The organism is Haloferax larsenii, assembly GCF_024730625.1.
GTDB lineage: Archaea > Halobacteriota > Halobacteria > Halobacteriales > Haloferacaceae > Haloferax > Haloferax larsenii.
In genome coordinates this window covers 594,193-617,263 of the sequence record NZ_CP078063.1, presented here as the reverse complement: position 1 = coordinate 617,263, position 23,071 = coordinate 594,193, and the positions used below count along the sequence as shown (strand labels likewise).

Here is a 23,071-nt window from a genome sequence, read left to right as displayed (position 1 = left end):
TGCGTGCCTGGGTAGCTTAGCGGTAAAGCGCGTCCTTGGTAAGGACGAGAGCCCGGGTTCAAATCCCGGCCTAGGCTCTTCTCGAATTTCTACACTTCGAGCGGCGCGTCTCGTCGCGCCGCGGACGAGAAATTCGTGTGAGCCACGCGAGATTTGAGCAGCGAGCAAATCTCTGATTTGCGAGTGAGTTCAAATCCCGGCCGAGGCCCAGACACTCAGGGGTCTTGCACGTTGATTTACTGTCGGACTGGTGGGAGAGGAATTATATGGGAATGGTGTCAAAATATCTGAAAGATGGGGTTTCGATCTGCAGATGAGCAGGCAAGGGAGAGTAATCGGTCTTCGTCTGTTCCCTCAATCCAAGAGCTAACACAAGACACGAGGCCTGACCGGGGCCAGAAAAGCGGGGCTCGTACACGACAAGAGTTCGAACGGCGCTTTGGACTCGACATGTACATGGATGGGCAGGAGGTCATTGTCCAGCGTCTTGTCCAAAGCCACGGCGCGAACCAAGTACAGCAGTGGGCTGATGAGGGGATGACTATCGAGACGATGGGGAAGCCACGCGATATGCGCGCGTTCCGCGAGCGCCAGAAGAACCGCCCCGCGGAAGTTCCGAAGGATATCGAACGCCGAAACGCGAAATCAGTTCAGCGTAGCCGCGGTGCCCACCATGAGGCGTCGAAAGCTGGCGACACGCAGGTCCCTGATTCGGTTCGAGACGTGATTTCCTCGTCGGGCCGGCAGCTCGACACCTCGATTCAGCACGCGATGGAAGAGCGTATGGGTGATACCCTCGGCGATGTACGGATTCACACCGGACCACGGGCTGCGAAAGCCTGTGAAGACATTAACGCTCGTGCGTTCACCGTCGGGAATCATGTTGCGTTCAATCATGGTGAATACGATCCGACTTCGCTCGAAGGACAATATCTGTTAGCCCACGAACTAACACACGTTCGTCAGCAGAATGGGCAGTCAGGCATTCACAGGATGCCGAAATACGAGGAGATCGTAGATAAACTCCGAGAAGTAGTTCAAAACTCAGACCGATATCCAGGTGATGAGGCGTTTGAAGGCGACCTTGAGGAAACACTGGAAGAAATAAATGACACGTGGCTGCGCCAGAAGCTCGAAGAAAACTCTGATTTCACGGTCGAGGACGTGAAAACAGCGATGTACGCCCCCGGACTCGATGAACAACTCTCTCGGGAATTGGCTCTCTTGCTACAGACGGATAAGTGGGAAGCGGGAACGACATTTGACAAGGGAGTTCATGACTGGAAGCATATTGTGGCACGGCACGTTCATCCAGATGCTTCGGGAGAGTGGCCTATTGATCCTGGTTCGGAGATTAGTACAGAACGAAGTGCCACGGCGTTCCCCAGTCAGATGGATGAGTCAACGATTAAGAGTATAATCGAGAATGCGATTCACGGTGCCTCGAAAGAGGATATTTCAATCCAGGCCAACGGATATAGAACGGTCAAATACGATGGGACAGAGTTACCATCTGGAATCGAGTGTGTCAAAATTGTATACGATAGCAGTGGGCAAATCGTAACCGCATATCCAGTAGATGGAGATGGCGTGGAGGAGTTACCATGAGTACACCAACAAAAACAGAGACCGATGGACCAGTTGAAGTGAGCATTGTCACTGCTGACGGCCCTGAGATGATATCGACTGGCGGTGGTGCGATTAAGATTAGTGCTGGTGGGACTCGGATCAACACATACGAAAACGAGGCGGAGAAGGCTTGGAATGACTGGGCTCCCGAGTTCGTTGGGGACTTCCTTGCTCTTGATTTGCCTGCACTGTTAGAGATTGGCGGACGGCTCTATTCAGGAGATGTTGAAAGGTATGACACTGTGGAATACCTTCTGGAAGGTCACCGGTCCTATTTCGTATTTGAACCAGTCGGCGACGAGACGGTCCGGGTTGCGTTCCAGACTCGTGAACAAATCGATTCAAGCCTTGATGTTCCTTATCCGACACCAAAGAGTGCACGGGGCTACGTCGTCAATACTGAAGAATTTTGTAAGTCTCTCCTGCAGTGTGCACGAGAATTCCAACAGAAGGCGAGTGAATTTGGCGTCGCAAAGGACGGGTTCTCGAACCAAATCTCTGAAGTGGAATCCATGCTAAAAACGGCGTGAAGTAGACTCCTTCGAAGAACAATGGAATGCTGAACTAGTCAACGAAGCGATGGAGCAGTTGCTGGGTAATCGCCACCCTTCTGCCACAAACTCACCCACCAACACCCCCACCATACCGACGCAACACCCGAGAGAGCACATCCCGTTCGGCTCGCCGAAGCAACACCGACGCCGTACTCTCCGCACACTCTAACTCCGCTGCAACGTCCGCAAGCGTCGCTTCACGCGGAACCTCGTAATAGCCCAGTTCTAGTGCCGTACTCACAGCCGCCAACTGACGGTCAGTCAACGTTCCGGCGAGCGTCCCGCCACGGCGGTCGTAGGTACCGATTTCGTTGACCGTCACGTCGACGTCCGAGGGCATCGTTTCGAGGAGGTCGCGAATATCGCTGCCGTCGCCGACAATCGTCATCTCCATCGCGGCCGTGTCGTCGAACCTGACTGGGGGCACGACGATGAGTTGCCGGTCGGCGAAGGCTTCGCGCCACGCCCGCGTCTCCGGGCGGGTCTCCTCGCAGGCCCAGACGTACGCGGAATCGTCGTCGATAGGGGTGATTCGACAGTCGATAACCGTCTCAATCTCGCGGACTGCCCTTCGGTACGGTGCTAACTCCGCTTCGATGTAGTAGAGCGCGTATTCGATACCCTCGTCGGGGCGGACGCGCCAGGTGAGCATCTCCTCGTACTGGACGACATCCTCCGTGCGGATGAACTCCTGTATCGGATGGAGCATCCAATCCGGCAAGGAGAGTCGCAGGTCGATATATCGCATGCCAGTTCTCCGAAGCTACTCGGTCGAGTATAAAAAGAAGCTAGGAGCTTCGCCGTAGTATCGAACACACTTCCCCTCGAAGAGATACGTATGACGGCACACGGCACGAGCGCCGGCGACGAATCGTCCCCACCGACTCCGTCCGGCGTTCCGCTACTCGGAAACGGACCCGCGTTCTCCCGAGACCCGGTCGGGGCGATGGAGGAGTGGGCGTCGCTCGGCGACTTGGTTCGGCTCGAAGTCCCGGGGCAGACGACGTATCTCGTCACCGGGGCGGAGCTAATCGAGCAAATCCTCGTCACCGACCACGAGAGCTACACCATCAGCCCGGCGCAACACGAGACCTTCGAGGGAATCGAGGACCACGCAGTCACCGTGACGACCGGGGAGCGATGGACGCGACTCCGGCGAGTCATGCGCCCGGCGCTCACCCACGGCGCGGTCCAGCGCTACGCCGACCGAATCGTCGAGACGACCGAGGACTACGTCGAGGAGTGGGACGACGGCGAGCACATCGACCTCTACCGAGAGATGCGGCTGTTGACCGTGAACGTCCTCGCCGATGCGCTTCTCGACGCTGACGTGCGCGGGCGGGAAGCGGTCGTCATGGACGCCGCCGACGCGCTGGTCGACCGGGCGAACCTCCGCAGACTCGGCCAGTTACTCCCCGACTGGGTTCCGACGCCGACCGACCGCCGGTTCGAGCGAACGGTCAGGGAACTCGACGCATTCGTCGACGACCTCATCGCCGAGCGTCGGAACACGGGACTGGGAGAGGACTTCTGTTCGGTCTTACTCGACGCGCACGACGCGGGAACGCTCTCAATCGACGAAGTCCGCCACAATCTGGTCGCGATGCTGCTCGCGGGGCACGATTCGCCGTCAATCGCGCTCACCCACGCCTTGCGACTGCTCGACGACCACTCCGACGTGCGGGACGCGCTACTCGCAGAGTCTGGCGACGTTCTCGGCGGCGATGGCTCGGCGAGCGGGGCGTACGCCGACCTCGAACGGACTCAAAACGTCGTGTCCGAGACGTTACGGCTCTACCCGCCGACGCTCGCGGTGACGCGGCAGGCGACCGAGCCGGTAACGATTGCTGGCTACGACCTCCCGGCGGGGGCACAGTTTCTGCTTCCGCAGTGGCCGGTCCACCGAGACGAGCGATACTGGGACGAGCCGACGGTGTTCGACCCGTCGCGATGGCAAGAACCCGAATCCCGCCCGGGATACGCCTACTTCCCTTTCAGTGCCGGACCTCGCAATTGTGTCGGGATGCACTTCGCCCGCACCGAACTGACGCTCATATTGGCAACGGTACTCGACAGGGTCGAGTTGGACGTTTCGATGGACGGCCCGTTAGCGTTCGCGCCGTCGCTCCAGCTTAGGCCCGAGACGGACATCGAGGCGACTGTCCACCGTCGGTAGCGATGGGCTGACTGGATTGTCTGATTCGACCAGCCCGCGTACTTTCGCCGACGAACGACTGGGTTTCGTACGCAATCGCCTCGTCGCACGCGTCTTCACTTCTCCACGTGCCCCCACGATAGACATTTACACGCACGCACTGTCACGTGAGCCATGACACGGCTCTCGTTGCGGTCGAATCCGACTCGCTGGCGCTGGGTGTTGTGGGTGCTGTTGGCAGTCGGATTCATGCTCGTCAGTTTCCACAGAGTCACGTCGGCCGTCCTCGCGGACGACCTCTCGCGGGCGTTCGACACGACCGGAGCGGAACTCGGACTGTTGCACGCCTCGTTTTTCTACATCTACGCGGGACTGCAACTCCCAGCGGGTATCCTCGTCGACCAGGCGGGGTCGCGCCGAGTCGCTGCCGCGGGATTGGGTGTGATGGCCTTCGGAGTGTTCGGATTCGCGCTCGCACCGACCTACGGGCTCGCGTTCGCCTCGCGGGCGCTGCTCGGATTGGGCGGGAGCGTACTCTACACGGCCACGCTTCGGTTCCTCGCCAACTGGTACCGACCGGACGAGTTCGCCACCATGACTGGATGGACAGTCGCAGCAGCAGGCTTGGGTGGCGTGCTCGCGACGACACCCTTGGCCATCGCCATCGAGCAGGCCGAGTGGCGGATGGTCCTTCTCGGCGTGGGTGTCGTCGGCGTCGGGCTCGCGGTACTGACGTACGTCGGAGTCCGTGACCGCCCCCGGGATGCGGGCTTCGAGCCGCTCGACGGTGTCGAGCCGCCGATGTCGGACATCGAATTTGCTACCGTCGTCGAGAACACGAAACGAGTCCTCAGAGAGCGCGAGACGTGGCTGATGGGCACGATGCTCTTTCTGGTCATCGGGACCAACTTTACCGTCCTCGGACTCTGGGGCGTTCCGTACATCGCTGACCTCTACGACGTGTCGGTCCAGACAGCCTCGATGTTCGTCTTCGTCGGCAACGTCGGCTTCCTGCTCGGGTCGCCGCTCATGGGGTCGCTCTCCGACCGATTCGGCCACCGGACACTCTTCATTCTCGGGTCGTGTGTGGTCTTCACCGTCGCGTACGGTCTCATCTTCCTTCTTGTCACACCACCGCTGCTCGTCGCCGGGGGGCTGCTCTTCGCCGCCCTGTTCGTCATGGGTGGTGTCGTCATCGCCTTCACCGTCGCCAAGGAGCGTCACGAGGCGGAAGCCAGCGCGACGGCGACGGGCGCGATAAACAGTCTCGGGTATTTCGGGGCCGCCGTGTTTCCGGCGGTGATGGGCTACGCACTCGACGCCTACTGGACCGGCGAGACCGTTGCCGGAGCGCGGGTCTACACGCCAGCGGGCTACCGTGTCGCCTTCGGTATCGCCGCCGCTGCGGGCGTCGTCGCCATCGTGTGTGCCTATCTTCTCCACCGAAGTGAGTCCCGAGTCGAGTCCGCAGCGATGGAGCAAGCCGAGCCGACGGACTGAACAGTCGGGGGGTGGCGAAGAGACTCTAAAACAGAGTGACGCAGCGACTACCGCAGGTCGCGGACGAACCGCTCTGGCACGTGGTCGAGGAGGTGGTCGGGCATCGCCGCGACGAGTCGCTCGGCCGCGACGACCATCGGCTTCCGGAGGAGGACGTAGACCCCCGAGATAGCGACTGCGGCGATGACGAGTAGCTCGACGAGACCATCGAAGACGACGACCGGCGGGACCGCCAGTACGAGCGTCAACGCGAGGTCTTCGGGCGAGCCATCGTAGCGAATCAGTCGCTTGGGCTTCAGCCAACGTCCGTTCCAGTGGTCGTAGACCGCGCGGTCGGACGTGCCGAGCCACGGCTTGAGTTCGAGTCCGCCGCCGAGAACGTCGGAGGCGGAGTGGACGGCGGCCGCCGCGAGGAACAACGCGACGGCGAGGCTCGTCGTAGTCGGATTCACCGCGGCCACTGCCAGCGCGGGCACGGCGAGTGCGCTGAAGTAGACGGGGAAGTGGAGGGTCTTTCGGTGCCCGGCGTACAGGTCGAAGTCCGGGAACAGGCCGCCGAGAGCGGCCGCGAGAACCGGGATAATCCCGGCCTCGGGGACCAACGCCCACACGGCGGTGCCGAGAGCGACACCCGCGAGGGCGTGAGTGGTGGCCATCATCGGTACCGGCCGGTACGTAACCTGAAGGAAAAACGGTGTCGGTGGTCGTGCTAGCTCTTATCAAGGACGGTTGAAACGCCGTTTTGGCTCGGAGACGTGCCGAAGCGTTTCCCCGGGGCGCTCGGCGTCGACCCCCAATCGGCTGGGTGCCCGAGACGCGAATCGACGTGAACGCCGACCATATAACAACCCAAAATAAGTTTCTTAACTATATTATGTGAATATGTTTGAAAAATTATCAAACACAAATACTATATGATTGATTATATGCTTGAGGTATACCGATGATGCACCGATGACGTACTAACGTCGGTGACTGAATAATCTCAGTATAGTTTCTGAAACGGGCACAGACAGTAGATAAGTGCTGCAGAAAGGCAAACAACCAACTGTGTCCGTTCTATGGGTCTTCTCCCCTCTATTGAGTCCATATCCCGGATAAACTGCCGCAGAGCGGCTCTGTGGGTGTGGTCGCAGACTGACGTCGAACTACCAGTATTATCGGAAATATTAGTAATACTGGTATCTGTCTTATTTTACAATATTGGGTGCTATTCGATTGAATAAATTAGTATTTTGTTTTCTTATACATCGGGTTGTCGAGTGCCATTACGGGCATACGTTCGTAACGCTCATCGGCGTCGAAAGCAGTGCCAGAATCGACTCGTGTGCTGTCGCGACCAGCGGTGTGTAGTGCTGTCCGATACTCTCCATTACAAACGTACGACTGTAATCACAACTCTCGGCTGATGGTTTGGCGTTCTTCCCCACTGGAGCCCTCCCACCGACAGGAGATAATTTCGTATTACGAAACAAACTACTCGAAATTCGGTCGCGACGATTCAGCGACGACGACTTCAGAATCGTCGACTCAGGGAGTGATGTAGTCAAAACCGAGCGATACAGTGGCCCAAGACCAGCTTGGACCCAATTCGCGACTCGACAGCCATCAATTGCAGTCTGTTACTATTACGAAATCCATACGCCGAGAAGTCTCACGTTTCGACGTCACCGCGAGCCTTGACCGACCGCTCGCAGAGATGCAGTCCACAAATATGTCTAGTTGGACATGATTGGCCGTAGATTTATTATGACATGTGTGACATTGACTCAACAGGATACGTTCGACGGCACAGCGGACAGAGTGGTGTCGTCGGGGACGGTCCGCTCGAACAATGAAACAGAGCAGACGAGATTACCTACGGAACACGTCAGCCTTGCTCGCGCTTCTCGGTGGCGCGGGGACGGCTGTAGCAGCAGAGAACCCCCCGAAGTGGGACCCTGAAGCGACCTACACGTCTGGTGACCGCGTCACTCACGACGGCTATATCTGGGAAGCGAAGTGGTGGACGAGAGGCGACGAACCGTCCACCGACGCGAACGTGTGGAAACAAATCGAGGAAGCGGGCGGCGGAAACGAGTTGAAAGCTTCGTTCACCGCGAGCGACCTCGTCATCAACCCCGGTGAAACGGTCGAATTCGACGCGAGCGGCTCGGCCGACAGTGCGACCCAGTACGACTGGGACTTCGGCGACGGAAGCACCGGCTCCGGGAAAGTCGTCTCCCACACGTTCGACTCGGCGGGCGAGTACACGGTCAAACTGACCGTCACAGACGACTCCGGTGCGAGTGGTTCGACGACGAAAGTCATCACCGCGAGCGATGGCGGGATGCCGACCGACAATCGCGTCGTCGGCTACTACATGCAGTGGGCGCAGTGGGACCGCGAGTACACGCCCGGCGACATCCCCCTTGACAAGGTCACTCACGTCAACTACGCCTTCCTGACTGTCAACCAAGACGGGTCGGTCGATTACATCAACGAAAACGCGGCGAAGCGAGTTCTCGAACCCGAGTCGTGGCACGACCACACCGGATTCGACGAACTCGTCGACGACCCGACGACCGAGTTCCTCTTCTCTATCGGTGGCTGGAACGACTCGAAGTACTTCTCGAACGCGGCCGAGACCGAGGCGAGTCGCCAGCGCTTCGCGAAGACCGCCGTCGAAATCATGCGTGCGCACAACTTCGACGGCCTCGACATCGACTGGGAGTACCCCGGCGGTGGCGGGAAGTCGGGCAACATCGTCCGCGACGGCGACAAGAAGCGCTACACCGACCTTCTGGCTGCGGTTCGGGACGAACTCGACGCGGCCGAAGAGGAAGACGGCCAAGAGTACCTCTTGACGTCCGCGCTGTCGGCCGACCCGCAGAAAAACGAGGGACTCGACCACCAGCGGAACTCGGAGCTCCTGGACTTCCTGAACGTCATGACCTACGACTTCCACGGAGCCTTCGACGAGTACACGAATCACCAGAGTCCGCTGTACTACAAGGACAACGACCCATCGCCGCGTGCACAGGACTTCAACGTCGACGCCGCGATGACCTACTGGGCGAACACTGCCTTCGATAGCTCGCAGCTCTCGATGGGGCTTCCGTTCTACGGTCGGAGCTTCGGCAACGTCGCGAGCAGCGACAACGGCGGACTCTACCAGTCCTTCGAGGGGTCGCCAGACGGAACGTGGGGCCAGGACAACGGTATCATGGAGTTCTGGGACATCAACCAGAACCTCGAACCGAGTTCCGAGTACGAGTACCACTGGGACGACACCGCCAAGGTCCCGTGGATTTACTCCAGTAGCTCGGACGTACTCGTCAGCTACGACAACCCGAAATCCGTCGGCATCAAAACGGACTACGCCCTCGAAAACGACCTCGGCGGGCTGATGTTCTGGGCCTTCTCGGGTGACAAAAACGAGGTGCTCCTCGACACGCTCCTCGAACACCTCTGACATCGCCTCCACGATAGCCTCGCCTGAACACGTACTACTCTCCTGCACCTCCTCACGAGGTGCGTCCTGTAGCGGCTGCAAAATCTCTCGGAGTTAGACTAAAATTTATTTTTCATTAAAGTTTAATAATATCTGTCCTGTACAGTGCCTGTCGCCAGCACGTTGGCGAAGGGAACACCACAATGAGACAGAACAGACGAGATTACCTACGGAACACGTCAGCCTTGCTCGCGCTCCTCTCGGGTGCGAGCGTAACCGCATCGGCAGCAGACACACCGCCCGCTTGGGACCCCGACGTCGCGTACACGGGTGGCGACCGCGTCACTCACGACGGGTATATCTGGGAAGCCAAGTGGTGGACGAAAGGTGACGAGCCATCTACCGACTCGAACGTGTGGAAACAAATCGAGGAAGCGGGTGGCGGAAACGGGCTGAAAGCCTCGTTCACCGTCAGCGACACCTACGTCGAGCCGGGTGTCGAGGTCTCGGTCGACGCAAGCGGGTCAGACGGGAGCCCATCCAGTTACGAGTGGGACTTCGGCGACGGGACGACCGCCTCTGGACAAACCGCATCGCACACGTACGACTCGGAACAGGAGTTCACGGTCACACTCACCGTGAGCGACGGCGACGCGAGCGACACCACCTCGAAACAAATCACGGTCTCGGAGAACGCCCCGTCCGAGGAGTTCAGCGTCGTCGGCTACTACCCGAGTTGGAAGGGCAACGAGGACTACCAGTACTATCCCGAAGACATTCCGTTCGACAAGGTCACGGACGTCCTGTACGCCTTCCTCGACGTGAAACCGGACGGCAGCGTGGTTATCCCGGACAGCGAAGTCGACCACGAAAGCCTGCTTCAGTCCTTTGCCGACCTCAAGCAAGGCCCGGCGTCGGACACGAATCTCAAGCTCTCTATCGGCGGGTGGGCGCTCTCGCCCGGGTTCGAAGACGCCGCCGCAACCGAGGAGAACCGAACGCGATTTGCGAACACCGCAGTCGCGCTCATGCGCCAGTACGACTTCGACGGTATCGACATCGACTGGGAACACCCCGGTCCGAACCGCGGGGTCTGTGAGTGCGGCAGCGCCGAGGGGCCGGCGAATCACGTCAAACTGCTTCAGGCAGTCCGAGACAAACTCGACGCAGTCGAGAACGAAGACGACCGGACGTACTACCTGTCGGTCGCAAACGGCGGGTCCGACTGGAACGCCTCGCTCATCAAGCACCGCGAGGTCGAGCGCGTCGTCGACGACATCTACATGATGGCGTACGACTTCACCGGCGTCTGGCACGAGACTGCGGGATTGAACGCGCCGATTTACGGCACGCCCGACGACTACCCACCCTCGGGAGACGCCCAGCAGTACACTATCGAGACGACGCTCGAAATCTGGAAGAACAAGGGCTACTGGGTCGACTGGATGCAGTGGGAAGACTACGGCGAGCCTGTCGAGGACCCCGCGAGCCTCGTGCTCGGCATGCCGTTCTACGGTCGTGGCTGCAAGGTCGATAACGGCATCTGGGACACGTTCTCGCTCTCAGACTGGCAACAGGGCGACCCGCAGCACCAAAACGAGGTTATCCCGCCGGGAACGTGGAACCACCTCCTCGGCCCCGACCAGGCCAACACGGGTGCGTTCGATTACGGCGACCTCGAAGAGAACTACGAAGGTGCCGCTGGCTGGGAGAAGAACGTCAACGAGCAGGGACAGGTGCCGTGGCTCTGGAACGAAGAACAGGGGATTTTCATCAGCTACGACGACCCCGCATCCATCGAAGAGAAGGTCAAACTCGCGAAGTCCAGAGGGCTCGGCGGCGTGATGTTCTGGGAACTCTCGCAGGACTACAACGGCACGCTCCTCGACACCATCGACCAGCAGGTGAACCAATGATGTCCATCGACCAGCAGGTGAACCAATGACGCGGAAGCGACGGTCGATACTTCGGTCGCTCGCGGGACTGACCGGTGTCGCCGGGCTCTCGTCCGTTGGAATCCGTTCAGTCGCAGCGGCGAGCGACCCGCCGCAGTGGGACCCGGATTCGGTCTACACCGACGGCGACCGCGTCACCCACGACGCCTACATCTGGGAGGCGAAGTGGTGGACGAAAGGCGACGAACCGAGCGAGGACGCGAACATGTGGAAGGGAATCGAAGCCGCCGACAACGCGGGCGACCCTCCGACTGCCGCCTTCGACGTGAGTTCCACGTTCGTCCAACCCGGCACCGAGGTCAGTTGCGACGCCAGCGCTTCGACCGGCGACCTGCAAAGCTACGAGTGGGACTTCGGTGACGGAACGACGAAGACCGGACTGACCGTGTCTCACGCCTACGACAGCACCGGCGAGTACACGATTTCGCTGACCGTGACAGACGCCGATGGCGACACGGCCGACGCGACGAAGCAACTCACGGTCGACGCCGACGGCGTCCCCTCGGCGAACCCGATTCCGGACCGCATCTTCGCCCCGTTCGTCGATATGATGCTGGAAGACCAGCTTTCGCTGGCCGAAAACGTCGAGGCCGCCGGAACCGAGTACTTCACCCTCGCGTTCGTCCTCGCCGACGGAGATGCCGACCCGGCGTGGGCCGGAAGCCAGAAAGTCGGCGAACCGAGCAACTGGCTCGACGTCGGCACGCAACTCACCGAACTCCGAGACCAACACGGCGGCGAGGTCATCGTCTCCTTCGGCGGTCTCAACGGGACGTACCTCGCCGAGGCGATTTCGAGCGCGAGCGAGTTGAAAGACGCCTACGCGACGGTCGTCGAGACGTACGACCTCACGTTTATCGACTTCGACGAGGAGTCGCTTATCAGCCGCGACGAAGAGGCGATTCGCCGCCGCAACGAGGCGCTCGTCATGTTGCAAGAGGAGTACCCAGACCTGCGCGTCTCCTACACGCTTCCGGTGATGCCCTCGGGCTTCCCGGACCACTCCTCGAACGACGTACTGTTCGTCCTCGAAGACGCCGTCTCGAAGGGCGTCGAACTCGAAGCGGTCAACCTGATGGTGATGGACTACGGCGCGGACATCGAGCCGAACGCCGAAAACGCCATCAGCGCGGCCGAGAACGTCCACGCGCAACTCGGCGACCTCTACCCGGACAAATCGGCCGCCGAACGCTGGCACATGCTCGGACTCACGCCGATGATTGGCGTCAACGACATCGGCGGGACGTTCTATCAGGAAGACGCGCAGCAGGTCCTCGACTTCGCACAAAACAACGACCTTCGGTGGCTCTCGTTTTGGGAACTCGTCCGCGACAACGGCGAGGGCGACAAACTCTACGAGAGCTCCCTCATCGAGCAGGAGCCGTTCGAGTTCTCGTCCATCCTCAATCCGTTCACGGCCGACCAATGACGCAGAACCACACGACTCACCCATGACACACCAACCATTCACGACCAATCCATGACACAGCACCGTCGAACCTACCTCAGAAACGTCTCGGCACTCGTCACGTCAGTCGCTGGCGTCGGCGCAGCATCGACGACAGTCGCGGCCGAGTCCCCGCCAAAGTGGGACGACTCCACGCTCTACGAGGAAGGCGACCGCGTCACCCACGACGGGTACATCTGGGAAGCCGACCTCTCCTCACGAAACGCCGAGCCGTCCGAAGGGTCGGCCTACTGGACCAAAGTCGGTCCCGCAGACGGCGGCGATGGAGGCGGCGAGACTCTCACTGCGGCGTTCACTATCGACGACGCGACGGTCACACCGGACACCTCGGTCTCCTTCGACGCGAGTGACTCCACCGGGAGCATCGACAGCTACGACTGGGACTTCGGCGACGGCGAGAGCGCGACGGGGAAGACCGTCTCGCACTCGTTCGGCTCGACCGGGTCGTACACGGTCGAACTCACCGTCACCGGTACAGACGGCGCGACCGACGCGACGAGCAAGACCGTCACCGTCGAGTCGTCCGATGGCGGCGGTGGAACACCGGCTGACGGTCTTCCGTCGAGCGTGTTCGCACCGTACGACCACGTCTCCACGAAGCCCGAAACGGCCCCGATAGACCACGCACAACAGGCCGGAACGAACTACTTCCATCTCGCGTTCGTCCTCGCTGGCCCGGACGGACAACCGGCGTGGGACGGCGACGCGAACAAACTCGTCGGCGAGTCGTCTGTCGGCGGCTACATCGACGACATCCACGACGCTGGCGGTGAGGCCATCATCGCCTTCGGTGGCGCGGCGGGACCGTATCTCGCCGACGGGACCGACGACCCGGCGGTTCTCGCCGACCGCTTCGAGGCAGTCGTCGATGCGTACGGCGCGACCCATCTGGACATCGACGAAGAGGCGTTTGCCATGGACACGGTAAAGCGCCGGAACGAGGCACTCGCGACGCTTCAGGAACGTCGCCCCGAGGTCAGCGTCTCCTTTACGCTCCCGACATCGACGAAGGGACTGACCGCACAGGGCACAGACGTGCTTCAGGACGCCATCGACAAGGGCGTCACCATCGACACGGTGAACATCATGACGATGAACTACGGCTGGGTCGAGCCGAGCGGCGACATCGTCACCCAGTCGGCCAGTAACCTCCACGACGACCTCGGCGACCTCTTCCCCGACAAATCGGCCGCCGAGCGCTGGAGTATGGTCGGCATCACGCCGATGATTGGCGTGAACAACGTCGGCGGGACGTTCACCCAGTCGGACGCGGAGCAGGTCCTCGACTTCGCACAGAACAACGACGTCGGCATGCTCTCGTTTTGGTCTATCGACCGGGACAACGGCACCGGCTCGGGTGAGGTCTCACCCGTGAAAAGCGGCATCGACCAAGAACCGTACGAGTTCTCGTCGCTCTTCGCGCCGTTCACGAGCGAGTGAGCGGCTCGGACAGCCACCGTACGGTTCACCCGAAGCTATTTCTTGCAACCCAATGATGTGTCCGGTGATGAACGACACACCGAGCCGTCCCTGTGTCGCTGACGCCGCGTCACGACACCGGACACGTCACAATCTGCGTGGCACGACGAACGAGACGAGACACCTCGACGCAGGTCTCCGAAATTGGGAAGTGACAGCGTAATGCGCGCCATCGCTGTCCATCGCGGCGAAGAATCGCCGCGTGTCATCGACGTTCCGACGCCAGAGCCCGACCCCGGCGAAGTGCTCGTCGAGACACTCAGAGTCGGCGTCGACGGCACCGACCACGAGGTCATCAAGGGGACACACGGCGGGTTCCCGCCGGGTGACGACTACCAAATCCTCGGCCACGAGGCTATCGGCGTCGTCGTCGACCCGACTATGACCGGCTTCGACGTCGGCGACCTCGTCATGCCGACCGTGCGTCGCCCGTCGAACGGGACGAACGAGTACTTCGAGCGCGGCGAACCCGACATGGCCCCCGACGGGAAGTACGTCGAACGCGGTATCGTCGACGCCCACGGCTACATGTCCGAGTACTTCACGAGTCCGGCGGAGTTCCTCGTGGAGATTCCGGAGTCGCTCGCCCCACACGGCTTCCTCGTCGAACCGATGAGTAACGCGGAGAAGGCACTCGAACACGCCTACGCGACCCGGTCGGCGTTCACGTGGGAACCGGAGTCGGCGCTCGTCCTCGGAAACGGCCCGCTCGGACTGTTGACGCTGGCGCGACTCGCCCGCGACGTGGACGACCTCTACTGTCTGGGTCGTCGGGACCGCCCGGACCCGAGCATCGACATCATCGAGAAACTGGGCGCGACGTACGTCGATTCGCGGGAGACCCCGGTCCCCGAGATTCCGGCCGAACACGGACACGTCGATATCGCCGTCGAGGCCACCGGCTACGCGAAACACGCGTTCGAAGTGCTCGACGCACTCGCGCCGAACGGCGTGGGCGCGCTGCTCGGCGTCCCCGGTGACTGGTCGTTCGAAATCGAAGGCGGTCGGCTCCACCGCGAGATGGTGCTGCAGAACAAGGCGCTCGTCGGGAGCGTCAACTCTCACATCCCGCACTTCGAGGACGCCATCGAGACGGTGTCGTCGCTTCCCGACTGGTTCGTCGACGACATCGTCACGGAAGTCGTTCCCGCAGAAGACCCGAGTGCCGCCTTCGAGCGAAACACCGACCAAATCAAGACCGCCGTCGAGTTCGTCTCGCCGTCGGAACGCTAATCGTCGCGGCCGCGACCTCAGAGCGACTCTTTGGTCTGTCGAACCGTTCCGAGGAGCATGCCGGGGATGTTCTCTTCGAGTCGTTTGCTGCTCAGTCGGTCCGCGTGGCCGACGACGTACACGGCGGCCACCTCGTCTTGGTGTTCGAAGGCGACTGCCACTCCGTTTTGATTCGGATGCTGCTCGCCGCGTTCGATGGCGATGCCGCGCTCGCGGACGTTTGCGAGTTCTTCGGCGAGTACGTCCGGGCCAGTTATCGTGTTGTCCGTGCGCGCGGGAAGCCCGGCAGCCTCGACGACTTCTGTGCTCTCCTCGTCGGTGAGATGTGCGAGAATGGCTTTCCCCGGTGCGGTGCAGTGGAGGTGGTCGTCCATCTCGACCGCGTCCGACCGGTCGCTGGTCGATTGGTAGAGATTCACGCCGTACGGTCCCTGTTTGACGAACAGTCCGGCCGTCTCGTTCGTCGTCTCGGCGAGTTGGTCGATGAGTTCGTTGGCGGCGCGGTAGAGTGGCGAGCGCCCGCGGATGCGGCTTCCGAACAGGACGAACCGATACGACAGCGTGTATTCGACGCCGACCTTTCGCACGTAGCCGAGTTCCCGCAGCGTCGCGAGGTGCTTGTACGTCGTACTCCGCGTGAATCCGAGCGTCTCGGCGAGGTCTGAGACTCGGACCGGTCCGTCACGGTTCGCCATCTCTTCGACGAGGGCGAACGTCTTTTTCGGCGCGGAGAGCGTCGGCACCTGGCTCCGGTCGGTCATATCCCGAAGTCGAACAAGAGCGGTTTAACGGTTTCGTGGCGGGGCGAAACGCTGCCTCTGGCCGGGGACGCTACCAGTCGGTGATACTGCCGTCTTCGTTTCGCCACGTCGGGTTCTGCCACTCGACGTGGGCTTGTGAGCGCGATTCGATGGTCTCCTCGTCGATGGTGATGCCGAGTCCGGGGTCGTCGAGCGTGTCGAGGTAGCCGTCGTCGAAGTTGAAGACGTTCGGGTCTTCGAGGTAGTCGTACGCGGGCCCGAGGTCGGGCGAGTGGATGTCGAAACCGTGGTCTTGGACGACGAGATTCGGGATGTACGTATCGACCTGTAAGGAGGCCGCGAGCGCAATCGGACCCAGCGGGCAGTTCGGGGCGACACCCACGTCGAACGCCTCGGCCATGGTCGCGAGTTTGGCCACCTCGGAGATACCTCCAGCGTGGGAGACCACCGGCTGAATCAGGTCGACAGCGCCGCCCCGAAAGAGCTCTTTGAAGTCCCACCGCGAGTAGAGCCGTTCGCCCGTCGCAATCGGCACCGGCGACTGGTTGGCGATTGCGGGGAGGTGGTCGACGTTCTCCGGGAGCACCGGTTCCTCGACGAACATGAGGTCGAGGTCAGCAAGGCGGTTGGTGAGGGTCTTCGCCATCGACTTCGAGACGCGGCCACGGAAGTCGACGCCGATATCGACCGTGTCGTCGACGGCCTCGCGGACGTTGCGAATCCGGTCGACGACGCGCTCTATCGACGCCGCCGTCTCGATGTGTCGCGTCTGGTTCGTCGCGTCCATCTTCAGCGCCGTGTAGCCCGTGTCGACGAGGCGGTTCGCTTCTTCGACGACGTCGGCAGGGCGGTCGCCGCCGACCCACTGGTACACCCGAATCTTGTCTCGGCTCTTGCCGCCGAGGAGTTCGTAGACGGGCGCGTCGTAGTACTTGCCCTTGATGTCCCACAGCGCCTGGTCGATGCCTGCGATGGCGCTCATGAGAATCGGGCCACCGCGGTAGAACCCGCTTCGATACAACGCCTGCCAGTGGTCTTCGATTCGAAGCGGGTCTTCGCCGACCAGGTATCCATCGAGCATCTCCGAGACGGCCGTCTTCACCGTCTTCGCCCGCCCCTCGACGATGGGTTCGCCCCAACCGACGATTCCCTCGTCGGTCTCTATCTTGAGGAACAACCAGCGCGGAGGGAGTTCGTAGAGGTCGTACCCGGTGATTTCCATGGTTCGGTATTTCGACCATGGTGTAATAACTTCTCGTGGTACCGCCTCGGGTCGCCCGACGGCGTCGGATATGTCGATTCTTCGTTAAACGTGGCAGACATAACAATGAATTATAAATAGTGTGATTTCTATAGTGGTACTGTCTCATGGAAGACACTAGCAAGCGTATCCTGTCTCGGAGGCAACTCCTCGCAGGTGCCGGCGCCGCGACGGCGACGGGCCTGACGGGTTGTCTCGGGCAGTTCACCGGCACGACCAGCCAGACTAGCGAAGATGTCACGCTCAAGGCTCGCCACTTTGCGACCAGCGGCGTCGAGAAGTTCTACGAGAAACACGCCGCAAAGTTCGAAGAAGAGACGGGCATCTCCGTCGAAATCGAGACGATGGGCTGGGGCAACGCGAAGCAAAAACAGCTCAACAGCATCACCAGTCGCGACGGTCCCGACGTCGAGGAAATCGCCTCGACGTGGATGCCCCAGCAGGTCCAATCCGACGCGTGGATGGACCTCAACGAACTCGACGTCAGTCTCGACGGCGTCTACGACCAACCGACGAACGTCGCCCAACACGACGGAATCACCGCCGGTTTCCCGTGGTTCTGGGGGCCGCGCGGCCACCTCGTCCATCAAGGAATGCTCGACGAGGCCGGAATCAGTGAACAGCCGTCTTCGTGGGACCAACTCGTCGAGCAGAGCAAGCAGTTCAAAGAGTCGTTCCCCGACAAACACCTGTTCGGACTCCCCGGCGCGAATAACTGGGCTGTGACCCAGTATTACGCCATGTTCGTCTGGCAGGCGGGCGGCAAGCTACTCTCCGGCGACAAGTCGGAAGCGGTGTTCAACAGCGAGGAAGCCGTCGAGGCGCTCAACTTCTACAAGGACCTCGCGACGAAGCACGAGGTCGCGCCGAAGGCGTCCGCCGAGTGGGACGGCCCCGCCCGCGACAGCGCCTTCATCAACAAGCGCATCGCGGGGACGTGGAGTTCGCTCAACACGGTCGACAAGGTCGTCTCCGAGGGCGACGCGACCCGCGACTCCATGGCGGTGTACAAACCACCGGCAGGGCCGAACGGCCAGTCCGCGACGTTCTACGGGGTGAACCTCGTCGGTATCCACCCGTGGACGGACTATCCGGACGAGGCCGCAAAGTGGCTGAAGTACCTGATGAAGCCCGCCGTCAACGCCGACATCGCTTCGATGACCGGCTTCCTGCCGACGATAAAAAGCGGCTTCGACCAAGAACAGTTCTCTGGACCGCTGTACCAGACGTTCGCCGACGAGGTCCTGCCGGGCGCGAAGACGTTCCCGCAGGTCATCGGCTGGGGCGAAGTCGAAGGCACCATCAAGAACGCCGTCACCGACGTGCTCACGAAGGGCGTCAGCGGCGACTGGAGCGAAGGCGACACCCAAGCCGCCCTCGACAAGGCAGTCCAGCAGGCGAACAACGTCCTGAGCGAAAACTGACCACGACACAGCGAGGACACCACGAACCACGCACTGACGCGCCAACACCAGCGAACCGCCACACGACACAGAACCAAGCCGATATCACACCACACTCCAACGCGTTGGTCCCCCACAGCCAGTATCAGCCACCATGAACCCTCCTACATTTGAGAACATATATATGAACCAGTTGAGAAGTGATGACACATGTTAGAACGGGCCAAAAGCGGTTTCACGAGAGCCGTCCCGAACTGGGTGCAGGTACGGATACCCAGACTCGGCGACGACACGCGATTCGCCTACAAACTCCTGCTACCGGCGTTCCTGATGATGGGGATTATCCACTTCCTCCCTATCGTCTGGGGATTCTACATCAGCTTCGTCCAACTCGACGCGTCGTACGTGTCGAACTGGTGGAACGCGCCGATAGTCGGGTTCGAAAACTACGCCAAGATATTCAACCCCAACACCATCGTCGGTGCCGAGTTCTGGACCTCGCTCCGGCAGACACTCGTCTTCACCGTGGGGTCCGTCATCGGCATCTACACGCTCGGACTGGGGACGGCACTGCTTTTGAATCGGGACTTCCGCGGGAAACTCGCCGCGCGGACGCTCGTGTTGGTCCCGTGGATTGCGCCCGCCGTCGTGACCGTCCTGACGTGGCAGATGATGTTCCGCACCGACACCGGGATGATAAACCACATCCTGCGGTCGGTCGGGCTCATCGACGGGTCGTTCTTCTGGCTCATCGGTCCGCGGTCGATATTCGCCATCACCGCCGTGTGGACGTGGCAAAACTTCCCGTGGGCGGCGATTATGCTCTACGCGGGGCTCCAGTCGATTCCGGAGCACCTCTACGAGGCCGCCGAAACCGACGGTGCGGGGCGGTGGGGCAAGTTCCGGTACATCACGATGCCGCAACTCAAGCCCGTCTCGGTCGTCATCGTCCTCCTGATGGTCGTCTGGACGCTCATCAACTTCACCGTCCCGTACGTGCTTCTCGGCGCGAGTCCGAGCGACTCCGGAAAGGTGCTGATGTTGTTCATCTACAACTACGCCTTCTCCAACTGGTCGTTCGGCCTCGGCGCAGCGATGAGTACGGTCCTCTTCATCGTCGCCATGATTCTCGCGTACATCTACTACACCCGCGTCATCGGCGGCGAGTTCGAGGGAGGTGCAATCTGAGATGTTGAGCGCACTTCGACGCGAAGACGAAGGCGGTCGTATCCCGGAGACGTGGCGGTTGTCGACCGACGGCCGCGAACTCCTCTTCGACGCCTTCACGCGGTTCGCACTCGGATTGGTGCTCCTGTTCGCGCTCTTTCCCATCTGGATGATGGTGATGAACAGCTTCAAATCCCGGAGCCAGGTGATGACGGAGAATCCGACGCTGATTCCCAGCGAGTTCCACGTCTCGAACTACTTCGAGATGTGGCAGCGCTTCCCGCTGTTGGATTACTTCCTGAACAGTCTCATCATCGCCAGCGTGACGACGGTTGTCACCATCCTCATCGCCAGCCTCGCCGCCTACGCGTTCTCGCGGTACGACTTCCCGGGGAAGGGGAAGCTCGAACTGTCGATTCTGGGGACGCAGATGATTCCCGGCGTGCTCATCCTCCTGCCGATGTACCTGCTTTTCATCAACATCCAGATGCAGGTCGGCATCCCGATGAAAGACACGTATCACGGGCTCATCTTCCTCTACTCGACGTTCACCATCCCCTTTGCAATCTGGATGCTTCGCGGCTACTTCGACACCATCCCGAAGGCGCTGGGTGAAGCGGCCCGCATCGACGGCTGTACCCGACTCGGCGCGCTCTTCCGCGTCGTGATGCCCTTGGCCGCCCCCGGAATCGCCGCCACCTCGATGTTCGTGTTCCTCCTCGCGTTCAACGAGGTGCTGTTCGCGTCCGTCCTCGGCTCCGACACTGTCACGCCGTTCGCAATCGGTATTCAGGAGTTCCAGACGCAGACCCAGACCTACTGGGGACAGATGATGGCGGCCTCGACGGTGGCGACGATTCCGCTGTTGTTCCTGTTCGTCCTGTTCCAGAAGCCCATCGTCTCCGGACTGACCTCCGGCAGCGTGAAGCACTGACTCTCCTCCCGATTTTTTCGACTGCGTGAGACAGTAGCACTAAGACCATCCCCTGCGACTGTCCGGCCGAATGACAGACAACGCCTCGATAACGGAGCGCCGCGTGCAGGCGGTGCCGCTCGAAGAGAAAGTCGGCCAGTTGTTCGTCGCCGGATTCGACGGCATCGAGCCGACCGACGACATCGAACAGCTCGTCGCGTCACACCACCTCGGTGGCGTCATCTACTTCAGTCGGAACATCGATTCGCCCGAGCAGGTCGCGTCGCTCTCGGACCGCCTCCAGACCATCGCACGCGATGCCGGTCAACCACCACTCCTCATCGCGACCGACCAGGAAGGCGGCGTCGTCTCTCGATTCGACTGGGGAGCGCAGTTACCCAGCCAGATGGCACTCGGTGCGACACGGGACCCGGACACGCTTCGAACGGCGGGTGAGACGGTCGGCGAAGAGCTCGCGTCTCTCGGTATCTCGATGAACTTCGCGCCGGTCCTCGACGTGAACAACAATCCGGAAAACCCGGTCATCGGCGTCCGGTCGTTCGGCGACGACCCCGAACTCGTCGGCGAACTGGGCGCGGCGCTCGCATCGGGGTTCCAGTCTGCTGGCGTCGCCGCCTGCGGGAAACACTTCCCCGGTCACGGAGACACCGAGACCGACTCGCATCGGTCGCTTCCGGTCGTCCCACACGACAGAGACCGCTTGGAAGCCGTCGAGTTCGCTCCGTTCCGCCGCGCTATCGACGCCGGTATCGACGCGCTCATGACGACGCACATCGCGTTCCCGGCGATTACGGGCGACGAGACGCTTCCGGCGACGCTCTCGGAAGACGTTCTCACGGGTATCCTCCGCGAGGAGTTCGGATTCGACGGCCTGCTCGTCTCCGACTGTCTGGAGATGAACGCTATCTCGGAGACGGTCGGTACGGCCGAGGGCGCAGTGCAGGCACTCGACGCGGGATGCGACATCGTGCTCGTGTCGCACTCGCCGGAGCGCCAACGCGACGCCATCGAGCGCGTCGTCGCGGCCGTCGAGTCCGGTGAGATACCCGAGTCTCGAATCGACAGCGCGTTCGAGCGGGTACAGCGATACAAGCGCCAGCAGTTCGGGGATGGGCGTACAGGCTCGGGGGACTGGCAAGCAGCGGTCGAGCAGTCCCGCACAGTCGCAGGACAACTCGCGCGGGAGGCAGTGACCGTCGTCCGCGACCGTCCCGAGACGGTCCCGTTCGACGCGTCCGAACCGATTCACTTCGTCGGCTTCGCGGGGTCCGCCCAGTCGGACGCCGAAGACGACCGATACGACCCAGCCGACCTCCTCGCGTCGCTCGCGCGACACGACGTGGAGGTCCATTTCCATCAGATTGTGGACCCTGCGGGGTACGACCACCCGTTCGACGGTGGCGAGCAGGTCGCTGTCGCGACGTATCACGCGCGGTCGAATCCCGAACAGGCGCGAGTCGTCGGCGAGATAGCCGACGCGGGAACTGAGTTGGCCGTCGTCTCAGTTCGCGACCCATACGACCTCGCTGCATTCCCCGACGTCTCGACGTATCTCACGAGCTACGGATACTCGCCCGCGATGCTGGACGCCCTTGCGGACGTGCTCCTCGGGAAAGCAGCGGGCCGCGGGACGTTGCCCGTGACGATTCCGGGCGTCCAATAAGCAAACGTGGAGGACGAGTCGGACGAGAAGGCGGACGAGAAACTGGCGAGAAAACAAACGAGAAACCGGACGGACGAACGCGAGTCTGCTACGCTTCGGCGACGACTTCGATTTCGACTTTGATGTCGACGGGGAGCTTCACGACTTCGACCGCGCTGCGGGCGGGGTACGGAGACGAGAGCAGTTCGCCGTAGACTTCGTTGACGCGGTCGTAGTAGCGCATATCGTTGACGAAGACGGTTGCTTTCACTACGTCGTCGAGCGTCGCACCGCCCGCACGGAGGACGGCCTCGACGTTTTCGAGCGTCTGTCTCGTCTGTTCGCGGACGTCTTGGCTGACTACCTCTCCCGTTTCGGGGTCGATGGGTCCCTGTCCGGAGACGTGGATGGTGCCGTCAGTTTCGATGCCTTGGGAGAACGGGCCGATGCTTGCGGGGGCGTCGTCGGTGGTGAGTTCGCGCATTGGTGATGTGGAG

At 61.3% G+C, this 23,071-nt stretch carries 18 protein-coding genes and 1 tRNA gene; 14 read left to right on the top strand and 5 right to left on the bottom strand.

Features of this window, described 5'->3' with window-relative positions:
* Positions 1 to 5 precede the first annotated feature (5 nt).
* From KU306_RS03225 to KU306_RS03215, 3 genes are all read left to right on the top strand, one after another.
* A tRNA-Thr gene (locus KU306_RS03225) sits at positions 6 to 77 on the top strand.
* A gap of 217 nt (positions 78 to 294) precedes the next feature.
* Positions 295 to 1,608 (top strand): eCIS core domain-containing protein, encoded by a 1,314-nt coding sequence (locus KU306_RS03220; protein ID WP_425499536.1) that lies wholly within the window; start codon positions 295 to 297, stop codon positions 1,606 to 1,608.
* Positions 1,605 to 2,159, top strand: coding sequence for a hypothetical protein (locus KU306_RS03215; protein ID WP_258302858.1), 555 nt, complete (start codon positions 1,605 to 1,607; stop codon positions 2,157 to 2,159). The genes KU306_RS03220 and KU306_RS03215 overlap by 4 nt, the downstream gene beginning before the upstream one ends.
* 91 nt (positions 2,160 to 2,250) lie before the next feature.
* Here KU306_RS03215 and KU306_RS03210 read toward each other — a convergent pair whose 3' ends face one another.
* Positions 2,251 to 2,931, bottom strand: coding sequence for a helix-turn-helix domain-containing protein (locus tag KU306_RS03210; protein WP_258302857.1), 681 nt, complete (start codon positions 2,929 to 2,931; stop codon positions 2,251 to 2,253).
* A 90-nt stretch (positions 2,932 to 3,021) separates the two neighbouring features.
* Between KU306_RS03210 and KU306_RS03205 the strand changes: the two genes are divergently transcribed.
* Positions 3,022 to 4,359, top strand: a complete 1,338-nt coding sequence (locus KU306_RS03205) for a cytochrome P450 (RefSeq protein WP_258302856.1) — start codon at positions 3,022 to 3,024, stop codon at positions 4,357 to 4,359.
* Between the two features lie 153 nt (positions 4,360 to 4,512).
* Positions 4,513 to 5,838 carry an MFS transporter gene (locus KU306_RS03200; protein ID WP_258302855.1) on the top strand — a complete coding sequence of 442 codons (1,326 nt, stop codon included), beginning with the start codon at positions 4,513 to 4,515 and terminating at the stop codon, positions 5,836 to 5,838.
* A 47-nt stretch (positions 5,839 to 5,885) separates the two neighbouring features.
* Here the strand turns inward: KU306_RS03200 and KU306_RS03195 are convergent, their stop codons facing one another.
* The gene (locus KU306_RS03195) at positions 5,886 to 6,497 is read right to left on the bottom strand and encodes a metal-dependent hydrolase (RefSeq protein ID WP_258302854.1); all 612 of its coding nucleotides are present in this window, start codon (positions 6,495 to 6,497) and stop codon (positions 5,886 to 5,888) included.
* A 1,175-nt stretch (positions 6,498 to 7,672) separates the two neighbouring features.
* On the opposite strand from KU306_RS03195, the gene KU306_RS03190 reads away from it, so the two are divergent.
* The 5 genes from KU306_RS03190 to KU306_RS03170 all read left to right on the top strand — a co-directional run bounded on the left by KU306_RS03190 (position 7,673) and on the right by KU306_RS03170 (position 15,406).
* Positions 7,673 to 9,292, top strand: a complete 1,620-nt coding sequence (locus KU306_RS03190) for a glycosyl hydrolase family 18 protein (RefSeq protein ID WP_258302853.1) — start codon at positions 7,673 to 7,675, stop codon at positions 9,290 to 9,292.
* Positions 9,293 to 9,474: 182 nt separating this feature from the next.
* Positions 9,475 to 11,187: a glycosyl hydrolase family 18 protein gene (locus KU306_RS03185; RefSeq protein ID WP_258302852.1), complete on the top strand. Its 1,713-nt coding sequence runs from the start codon at positions 9,475 to 9,477 to the stop codon at positions 11,185 to 11,187.
* A 25-nt stretch (positions 11,188 to 11,212) separates the two neighbouring features.
* Positions 11,213 to 12,655 carry a PKD domain-containing protein gene (locus KU306_RS03180; RefSeq protein WP_258302851.1) on the top strand — a complete coding sequence of 481 codons (1,443 nt, stop codon included), beginning with the start codon at positions 11,213 to 11,215 and terminating at the stop codon, positions 12,653 to 12,655.
* A gap of 51 nt (positions 12,656 to 12,706) precedes the next feature.
* Positions 12,707 to 14,134: a PKD domain-containing protein gene (locus tag KU306_RS03175; protein WP_258302850.1), complete on the top strand. Its 1,428-nt coding sequence runs from the start codon at positions 12,707 to 12,709 to the stop codon at positions 14,132 to 14,134.
* Between the two features lie 201 nt (positions 14,135 to 14,335).
* The gene (locus KU306_RS03170) at positions 14,336 to 15,406 is read left to right on the top strand and encodes a glucose 1-dehydrogenase (RefSeq protein ID WP_258302849.1); all 1,071 of its coding nucleotides are present in this window, start codon (positions 14,336 to 14,338) and stop codon (positions 15,404 to 15,406) included.
* 17 nt (positions 15,407 to 15,423) lie between these two features.
* On the opposite strand, the gene KU306_RS03165 is transcribed toward KU306_RS03170, so the two are convergent.
* Positions 15,424 to 16,167, bottom strand: a complete 744-nt coding sequence (locus KU306_RS03165; RefSeq protein ID WP_258302848.1) for an IclR family transcriptional regulator — start codon at positions 16,165 to 16,167, stop codon at positions 15,424 to 15,426.
* Between the two features lie 70 nt (positions 16,168 to 16,237).
* Positions 16,238 to 17,389 carry a galactonate dehydratase gene (gene dgoD / locus KU306_RS03160; protein WP_007541638.1) on the bottom strand — a complete coding sequence of 384 codons (1,152 nt, stop codon included), beginning with the start codon at positions 17,387 to 17,389 and terminating at the stop codon, positions 16,238 to 16,240.
* Positions 17,390 to 17,535: 146 nt separating this feature from the next.
* On the opposite strand from dgoD, the gene KU306_RS03155 reads away from it, so the two are divergent.
* From KU306_RS03155 to nagZ, 4 genes are all read left to right on the top strand, one after another.
* On the top strand, positions 17,536 to 18,852 hold the full coding sequence (locus KU306_RS03155; RefSeq protein WP_007541639.1) for an extracellular solute-binding protein: 1,317 nt from the start codon (positions 17,536 to 17,538) through the stop codon (positions 18,850 to 18,852).
* Positions 18,853 to 19,041: 189 nt separating this feature from the next.
* Positions 19,042 to 20,019, top strand: coding sequence for a carbohydrate ABC transporter permease (locus KU306_RS03150; RefSeq protein WP_049918676.1), 978 nt, complete (start codon positions 19,042 to 19,044; stop codon positions 20,017 to 20,019).
* Position 20,020: 1 nt separating this feature from the next.
* Entirely contained in the window at positions 20,021 to 20,932 is a 912-nt protein-coding gene (locus KU306_RS03145) for a carbohydrate ABC transporter permease (RefSeq protein WP_007541643.1), read from the top strand.
* A 70-nt stretch (positions 20,933 to 21,002) separates the two neighbouring features.
* Complete coding sequence (gene nagZ / locus KU306_RS03140; RefSeq protein ID WP_258302847.1) at positions 21,003 to 22,595, top strand: beta-N-acetylhexosaminidase; 1,593 nt, start codon at positions 21,003 to 21,005, stop codon at positions 22,593 to 22,595.
* Positions 22,596 to 22,683: 88 nt separating this feature from the next.
* Here nagZ and KU306_RS03135 read toward each other — a convergent pair whose 3' ends face one another.
* A complete protein-coding gene (locus KU306_RS03135; RefSeq protein WP_007541647.1) occupies positions 22,684 to 23,058 on the bottom strand; it encodes a Rid family detoxifying hydrolase in 375 nt (124 codons plus the stop codon).
* Positions 23,059 to 23,071 lie beyond the last annotated feature (13 nt).